The sequence below is a fragment of the Neobacillus terrae genome (assembly GCF_011393025.1).
Lineage (GTDB): Bacteria > Bacillota > Bacilli > Bacillales > Cytobacillaceae > Neobacillus_A > Neobacillus_A terrae.
This window is the reverse complement of record NZ_JAAOEO010000053.1, coordinates 1-7,499: the sequence shown is the minus strand read 5'-3', so window position 1 is coordinate 7,499 and position 7,499 is coordinate 1. Positions and strand designations below refer to the sequence as shown.

General features: G+C 40.4%; 7 protein-coding genes. 6 read left to right on the top strand and 1 reads right to left on the bottom strand.

Features of this window, described 5'->3' with window-relative positions; translation table 11 throughout:
• Nucleotides 1-370 precede the first annotated feature (370 nt).
• Genes G8761_RS26250 through G8761_RS26230 form a run of 5 tightly spaced genes read left to right on the top strand, consistent with a single transcriptional unit; the run spans nucleotide 371 to nucleotide 5,332 of the window.
• Nucleotides 371-1,294: a DUF7847 domain-containing protein gene (locus G8761_RS26250; RefSeq protein WP_166030879.1), complete on the top strand. Its 924-nt coding sequence runs from the start codon at nucleotides 371-373 to the stop codon at nucleotides 1,292-1,294.
• Nucleotides 1,295-1,316: 22 nt separating this feature from the next.
• Nucleotides 1,317-1,979 carry a DUF4129 domain-containing protein gene (locus G8761_RS26245; protein ID WP_166030878.1) on the top strand — a complete coding sequence of 221 codons (663 nt, stop codon included), beginning with the start codon at nucleotides 1,317-1,319 and terminating at the stop codon, nucleotides 1,977-1,979.
• Complete coding sequence (locus G8761_RS26240; RefSeq protein WP_166030877.1) at nucleotides 1,976-3,097, top strand: DUF4350 domain-containing protein; 1,122 nt, start codon at nucleotides 1,976-1,978, stop codon at nucleotides 3,095-3,097. The genes G8761_RS26245 and G8761_RS26240 overlap by 4 nt, the downstream gene beginning before the upstream one ends.
• Nucleotides 3,094-4,023 (top strand): AAA family ATPase, encoded by a 930-nt coding sequence (locus G8761_RS26235; RefSeq protein ID WP_166030876.1) that lies wholly within the window; start codon nucleotides 3,094-3,096, stop codon nucleotides 4,021-4,023. Before G8761_RS26240 ends, G8761_RS26235 begins: the two co-directional genes overlap by 4 nt.
• Nucleotides 3,974-5,332, top strand: a complete 1,359-nt coding sequence (locus G8761_RS26230) for a DUF58 domain-containing protein (protein WP_243450165.1) — start codon at nucleotides 3,974-3,976, stop codon at nucleotides 5,330-5,332. Before G8761_RS26235 ends, G8761_RS26230 begins: the two co-directional genes overlap by 50 nt.
• On the opposite strand, the gene G8761_RS26225 is transcribed toward G8761_RS26230, so the two are convergent.
• Nucleotides 5,310-6,290, bottom strand: a complete 981-nt coding sequence (locus G8761_RS26225; RefSeq protein ID WP_166030875.1) for a stage II sporulation protein M — start codon at nucleotides 6,288-6,290, stop codon at nucleotides 5,310-5,312. The two genes, G8761_RS26230 and G8761_RS26225, sit on opposite strands and share 23 nt — an antisense overlap.
• 145 nt (nucleotides 6,291-6,435) lie before the next feature.
• Between G8761_RS26225 and G8761_RS26220 the strand changes: the two genes are divergently transcribed.
• Nucleotides 6,436-7,251: an RDD family protein gene (locus G8761_RS26220; RefSeq protein ID WP_166030874.1), complete on the top strand. Its 816-nt coding sequence runs from the start codon at nucleotides 6,436-6,438 to the stop codon at nucleotides 7,249-7,251.
• Nucleotides 7,252-7,499 lie beyond the last annotated feature (248 nt).

Here is a 7,499-nt window from a genome sequence, read left to right as displayed (position 1 = left end):
GTTTAAGGATTATGATTTGAGTGGAGTTTGTGTGTGGTTTCACAATTCCGTCAAAACATTTTGAACAAAATATTACAGGAACGGACCAGAGGAGGAAGGTTACTAATGGAAGTCTAGTAAACATCACTTTAAAGAGATAATGGTATAAATGTGATGGTAAAAATCTGGGGGTCATTTTATTTTTGAAAGATTTGAAGGTCTAGTAAGGTCAATTTTAAAATTTTTTTCGTAAATAGGATTTTAAAAGCCTAGAAGTTCGAGTTTAATAATTTTTGTAATTATTTTCTTTTTTTAACTTTTTCTCTCAAAATATAGGATTAATGATAAAATAAATCATACTTATTTATACTTTTACTTAGGGGGTTTTCGATTGGAAAAGAGATTTGCAAAACCAAAGGGATTTGGAGAAATTCTTGACCATACTTTTTCGTTAAGTAAGGCGCATTTTAAGGGTTTGGTTATGATTTTACTTATTATTATGGGACCTGTTTTCCTTCTTGAAGCAATTGTTGGGCTTTTTTCAGGACAAAGCTTTTTAAGGGAAGCTGGCAGCGGGGGCGCCTGGTATGAACAGATTATATCCGGTTTTCAAAAAGGTGCTGATGGAACGGTGGATTCAAGCAGCTTGAGTGCCGACTGGGGATTGATTTTAGTCGGTCTGCTAAGTTTTATTTTCTTTCCGGTTGCCGATGCCGCTATTCTTTTTGTGATTAATCATATACGCAGGAATGAAGAGTATACGGTCCGTTTAGTGTTAAAAGAAGCCTTTTCCCGATTTTGGCCGATGCTTGGCAGCACAATTTTATTTGCTTTAATCGCTATAGGACTGATCATTGTTCCTGGAGCTGTTATCGGTTTAACTAGCTTTTTTGGAGCTATGGCAAATCCCTTTTTGGGAGTCCTCCTCGGGATTATTTTATTTTTAGGCTTTGCCTTGGGGATAGGCTTATTGCTGACACGCTGGAGCTTTTATTTTGCCTCGGTTGTCCTTGATAAAAAGTCACCAGGCTTTGGACGGAGCTGGAGACTTTCGAGGAAACGTACCTGGGCAACTCTTGGGCTTTATATTGTGTTTTATTTAATAGTGGCCGCAATCAGTTTCGCGGTACAGGGAACATTCTCTGCAATTCTTGGAAATAGTGTTTTAAATTCGATTATTACCAACCTGACAAGTTTATTTACAACCTTGTTCTTTTCAGTTGGTTATGCGGTTATGTATCTTGATTTAAAGACCAGGCATGATGCAGAAGATTTAAAGGAAATGATTCAAGACTACGAAATAGAAAACGTCTAAATATAGTAGCTAGGTGATAATCATGCTTGATGAAAATAAGGCACGGAGCAAGCTTGAAAGAATATTGGACGGCAAAGAGTATCAGGTATATAGCAGGAAGGGATTTTTAGAAAAGTGGTGGGAAAGCGCACAACAGTGGATTGCTGAACAGCTTGCAAAATTATTCCCTTCCTTTGAATCAGCAAATCTTGCTTCTGGTCCCATTTTAATGGGTCTTATTGTTATTTTCCTTTTACTGATGGCATTGACAGTATTTTTTCTATTCCGCAGAAGCAGACGAAACCGATGGCAGCGAACCAAAAAACCTTTATCGTCATCCCAGGAAATCAATTGGACGTTTCAGCAGCACCTGGACGAAGCTCAAAGACTTGAGGCAGATGAAGAATATACACGCGCAACACGTCATTTGTTTTTAGCTTTGCTCCTTTATTTCCATAAAAAAGAATGGCTTCAAGCTAGGATATGGAAAACAAATTGGGATTATTATGAGGAGCTTCGCAAAATTGATCAGCAGCTGGCTTCACAATTTTCTGGCTTCACTTCTTTTTTTGATGAAGTGGCCTATGGTGAGAAAACAGCTGAAAGAGAAGAATATTTTGCCTTCCGCAGCACGGTTATGAAGTGGCTTGAAGAAACGAACCGCTTTCAAGAGCCGCTTCCTGAAAGGGGGCAGAGGAGTCAGTGAAAAAATCATTGAATCCATCGATTTGGCTTGTTCTTTTATTTGCTCTCTTTATTGTAAGCAGTATTTTCAGCTTTTCTCCTAAGCCTAAGGATTACCCAAGGTATGTAAGTAATTCGCCAGCACCAGATGGAGTAAAGGCTATATACACTTATTTAAAGGACGAACAGGGGATGAAGACCTGGGCTCAGGTTCCCCAAATACTGCCCCAATCAGCAAAAGGAAATCTCCTGATTATGATTGAACCTTTCTTTATGCCGGAAAAAGAAGATATGCAGGCGTATCTAAAGTTTTTAAAGGCAGGGAATACCATTCTATTATTTAAGGAAAATCCTAAAGGAATGTTTGACCTTAAAACGAATCCTTTCGGAACAAGTAAGCCTGTTACCAAACTCTATGACAATAAAAATCATTCATTCAGAGGGGAAATAAGCTCTCCCATACGGCTGCTTGCGAATAAGGAGGATACCATTCTTCTGCGTGATGAAAGAGGTACTGTTGCGATTGAGCGCAAGGTTGGCAAAGGTAAATTAATTGTTAATATTGCGCCAGAATGGATGACTAATCGCGAAATAGTAAAGCAGGATCATTTGCCGCTTGTTTTAAATCTATTAAAAGAAAGCAGATCAGAAACCATTCTGCTCGATGAGTACATACACGGTGAACAGAACGCACCGCGATATTTAAGTGTGTTCCCAAAATGGTTTTTGCTTCTCCTTCTTCAGGGGATCTTGATACTTGTTTTCTGGCTCTGGCAGAGCGGAAAGCGTTTTGGCCCAATATTTATTCCGAGAGAGGAGACGGTCCGGTTCAGTGATGAGGGAATACAGGCTCTAACCGCCTGGTATCTTCGCGGACGACGGTACCATGATTCCTTATTAATACAGGCTGACTATGTAAAGCTGCTGCTCCAGGAAGCTTGGGGAATCCCATACAGCTGGGAATGGAATGACTTAACCGGTCATTTAGACCGAAAGTGGCTAAACCAGCCCGAAGCTGAAATTCGAACATTTTTACAGGGATTAACAGCGATTTTAGCAAAAGAAGACGTAAGCAAACAGGAATATTTACAGTGGTCGCAAAACCTGAATCGATTAAGAAAAGAGGTGGAGGAAGGGTGAATGAACAGCTATCTACCTTTCTTAAAAAATATGAAGAACGTATATTAGGGCAAAGTGTAAATCTTAGGCTTCTTTTATCTGCCATCCTCGCCGGAGGACATGTCCTTTTAGAAGGTGTTCCAGGTACAGGAAAAACAAAGATGGTTCGGACACTGGCCGGTCTTCTGGGGGGCGACTTTAACCGCATCCAGTTTACTCCAGATCTGCTACCCAGCGATATTACAGGAAGTGCTATTTATAATATGAAGGAGGGAAGCTTTCAAACACTGAAGGGTCCCATTTTCACTAATATCCTGCTAGCCGATGAAATTAATCGGACACCTGCAAAAACACAGGCAGCATTGCTTGAAGCCATGGAAGAAAAACAAGTTACCATCCAGGGAGAAACCTTTTTCCTCCCAGAAGTGTTTTTTGTCGTAGCGACTCAGAATCCAATTGAATTTGAGGGAACTTATCCACTTCCTGAAGCACAGCAGGATCGGTTCCTGTTCAAGCTTCTAATTGATTACCCTTCATTTGAAGAGGAAAAAAGTGTTCTAAAACAAGTGATTGAAAAACGCTTTGACGAAAGAAATATGTCCCCATCTTTAAATATGGATGACTTCCTGAATATCAGAAAAGAGATAGAAGCAGTTACAATTGCGGAGAACGTCGTTGAGTATATTATGAAGATTGTCAGAAAAACGAGGGAATCAGAAGCTATTCGCTTTGGCGGAAGTACAAGGGCAGCCATCTCCATTGGAAAAGCGGGACAAGCCTGGGCCTATCTCGCAGGGCGGAATTATGTCACGCCAGACGATATTAAAATAGTCGCCAAACCGGCATTGCGGCATCGAATTCAGTTATCTCCGCACGCGGAATTGGAGGGAGCAGCGGTTGACCAAATCATCGAAGAGCTTGTGGGCTCGGTTCCTGTTCCAAGATAGAGGAATATTGCCAACAAAGCGTCTTTTGGCGGTCTTTGCCACTCTATCTTTGGTGCTTTTAATAGCAGCTTTGTTCGATATATCCTGGAGATTCCTTGTAACTGTAAATGTGGTAGCATTGCTGGCAAGTTTGGCTGACTTGAGGTTATCGGCTGGTAAAAAGGACATTTCCTTTAAGCGGATTATTCCAAAAGAAATGGAAAGAGGAATTTCCTATACTGTCTCGCTTGAAATAACAAATGATTCTGCTCACGCTTTGGCTTATCGATTCGTCGATGATATGCCTCAATCTTTTGTCAGGTCATTTCAGACTGAAGGGTCTATTCCGGAACACTCGGCTGCAGAAGTCAGGTATGAAACCATCGCCACAGTAAGAGGAAAATATGAGATAGAAAAGATATATTTCCGTTTTAGCAGCTCTCTTGGGTTATGGGAAAAGCAATTAACTGTGGAGCTGGCGGATACTGCGAAGGTTATTCCTGATTTAACAGAGACAAAGCAATACCTTGAGAATGCACAGCAATTTTTAATGTATGAGGGAGTAAAGATTCGCAGGAAGCGAAGCGGTGTAGGGGATTTTTCAAAAATAAGAGCCTATGCAGCCGGGGATGATCCCAGAAAGATTAACTGGCGCCAAACAGCCAAACTTCATGAAGTAATGGCAAATGATTATGAGCCGGAACATGGAAAGTATATAACCATTTTGATTGATTGTGGAAGAATGATGGGGGCAGAATTAAAGAACGGTAACCGCCTGGAAAAAGCAATGGAAGCAGCACTGACAGTGGCAGCCGCTGCTTTAAAAAAAGGCGATTATGTTTCCGTCCTGGCTTTCTCAAAAGAAATAAAGGTGTTTGTCCCACCAGCAAAGGGAATGGCTCAGCTGCAGACCATATTGCACGCTATCTATAATCTAGGTGTCGATGCAGTTGAATCCAATTATGCTGCGGTGCTGCAGTATATGGAAACGGTTCAGAAGAAAAGGAGCCTGCTATTATTATTCAGCGATGTCCAAACCTTTCTTCATGATGAGACATCGTTGGCATATTTAAAGCGTTTAAGAAAAAGGCATATATTTATTATGATTGGAATTGAAGATCAAACGATTTTAAAAAGAATCAAACAGGAGCCTTTGGACCTTGAGTCCGCTATGCTTAAAAGTATGGCCCAGCAGCAGATGCTAAATAAAAAAAGGGAAAAGGTTAGATGGGAAAAACAAGGCCTCCAGCTTGTGGAGGCAGGTGAGGAAAGATTGGCAGCCGCTGCCGTTTCTCATTATATTGAAATCATGAACCGAAATCTTCTTTAGCTTCTTTTTTTGACAAATTCAGCTTGCCAATCAGGATATACAGAATTAACCCAATAAGGGTAGTAAAAGCAGCAAGGTATTTCGCACCCAACGGAAGCGCAGAGGGTGTAAGAAAACCTTCAATTACCCCGGCAACAACGAATAAAGGGATTGTTCCAAGCAGCAGCTGAACCGATCTTTTAGCCTGCTCCTTTAATTGCAGCCCACGGGAAAAGTTTCCCGGTACAAAAAGCTTAAAGCCCATCAGGAGACCGGCACCTCCGGCAATAAAGATAGCCGTCAGTTCAATGATCCCGTGGGGAACTATAAAAGCCCAAAAATCATAGGACTTTCCGTGATGCCAAAACAGGGCTGCAAGCGATCCGATAAGAATACCATTATAAATCAATAAACCCACAGTTAAGAGGCCAAAAGTGACGCCACCGGCAAAAGCTAGAACAGCAACGCGGATATTGTTCGTCATAATCGTGGCCGACATAAGGGAGGAATTGACTGAACCATGGTTTTTACCCAGATGCTCTGGCTCAATTCCCTGAATCATGTCAGGTGGCAGAATGGAATAAATATGAAGAGGATCATTCATGACAGATAGAAAACTTCCAACTGCCCCAATAGCAAACAGAACCATTGCTGCGATGACAAACTTCCATTGTTCCAGTAAAAGGCCAATAAATTTTGTGCTGAAAAAATTGCGAACCTGTTTAAAACTTGAAATTTGATCCTTATAGAGTAAATTATGTGATTTCGAAACCAAATCATTTAAGTAAAGAGTTACTTCATAATTTGGAAAGTAGGTCTGGCTATACGAAAGATTCTGAGCTGCTTTTTGATAGAGGCGATGGAATTGTGTGATTTTTTCACCTGTTATTGATTTTCTGCTTTTGCTAAGGGCTATCACCATATGTTCAAGCTGCTGCCAATCATCCCGATAGGTCTTAAGAAATTGTTTAACATTCATATTTATCGCCTCCTTTTAGTACTCTTTTTAACTGAAGGGAGCGGCAAATCCCTTAGCAGACAAGTTTATCTTTCTTTCATTATAGTAATTAATTGGAAAAATGAAAACAGCTTTAGAAAATATAAACAGGGGGTGGGGACTGCTTATGAATCAAGAACAAATGGATATTAAAACACCTGAGTTTGTATCCATCCAGTTTCGTCTCGCAGGCTTGGGAAGCAGAGCTGCTGCGTTAATCATTGATCATGCCATTTTAGCCATTGTAAATATTCTTGTTATACTGGCTGTTCTTCTTATTATGAAAGGAATGTCCGGCCTTCCTTTTTTTATGCAAATGGACTCGCTGCCAATAGCCATCGCTATTATTGTTTTGTTTGTTTTAAATGGAGGTTATTTTTTTGTCATGGAGTACTTTACGGGTGGAAGAACAATCGGGAAAAAAATAATTGGGATAAGGGCTATCCAGGAAAACGGCCATAGTATTACCTTACTATCAAGCTTTATCCGCAATCTGCTTCGAATCATAGATGCTCTTCCTGTGAGTTATTTATTGGGGATTCTCATGGTCTTTTTTCACTCCCGGCATAAGAGGATTGGAGATGTAGTGGCTGGCACCATAGTTATTCATGAACGAAAAGCCAAAAGGAAAAAAAAACTTTCACCTATTGAAAAAGAGATCATTGAAAGAGGCTTGGACAAAAATGAATTAACGCTTGAGAATTGGGCTCTTTCATCATTTGGCATAAAGGAATGGAAACTTCTGAGTACATATGCGGAGCGATTTAATCAAATAACAGCGGAGGAAAGACAGCCCTTAACCAGGCAATTGGCAGAGATCATGCTTCCTAAAACAGGACTTGATTTGAAAGTGACTAACGAACGTGAAACGGAAAATATGCTGTTAGTACTCTATTTAAATCTTAGAGAAGAATGGGAGTTTGACCTGCAGAGTAAAAGTTAGTTTCCGTCCAGTCAATCAAAAGCACCTTATCCATTAGGAATAAGGTGCTTTCTCATTTTCTTCTTATGCAAAAAGGTTAAGCGTTTTGTTTTAACGTATTGTTGTTTGCCTTAAATGTTGTTTTGCGGATGAAAGGAATCACCCAGCGGTCTAAACCAATTTTACCAGCGCTAAAGCCTGCAGCTAAGATAATAACACCAAGCAGGATATCCATTGGATTAGAAGAGATAGTGCCAGCCATTAGATAA

Bases quoted from the DNA above. Each gene is read 5' to 3' on its own strand.
- G8761_RS26220 (WP_166030874.1), top strand. From the start codon at position 6,436: ATGAATCAAGAACAAATGGATATTAAAACACCTGAGTTTGTATCCATC.
- G8761_RS26245 (WP_166030878.1), top strand. From the start codon at position 1,317: ATGCTTGATGAAAATAAGGCACGGAGCAAGCTTGAAAGAATATTGGAC.
- G8761_RS26225 (WP_166030875.1), bottom strand. From the start codon at position 6,290: ATGAATGTTAAACAATTTCTTAAGACCTATCGGGATGATTGGCAGCAG.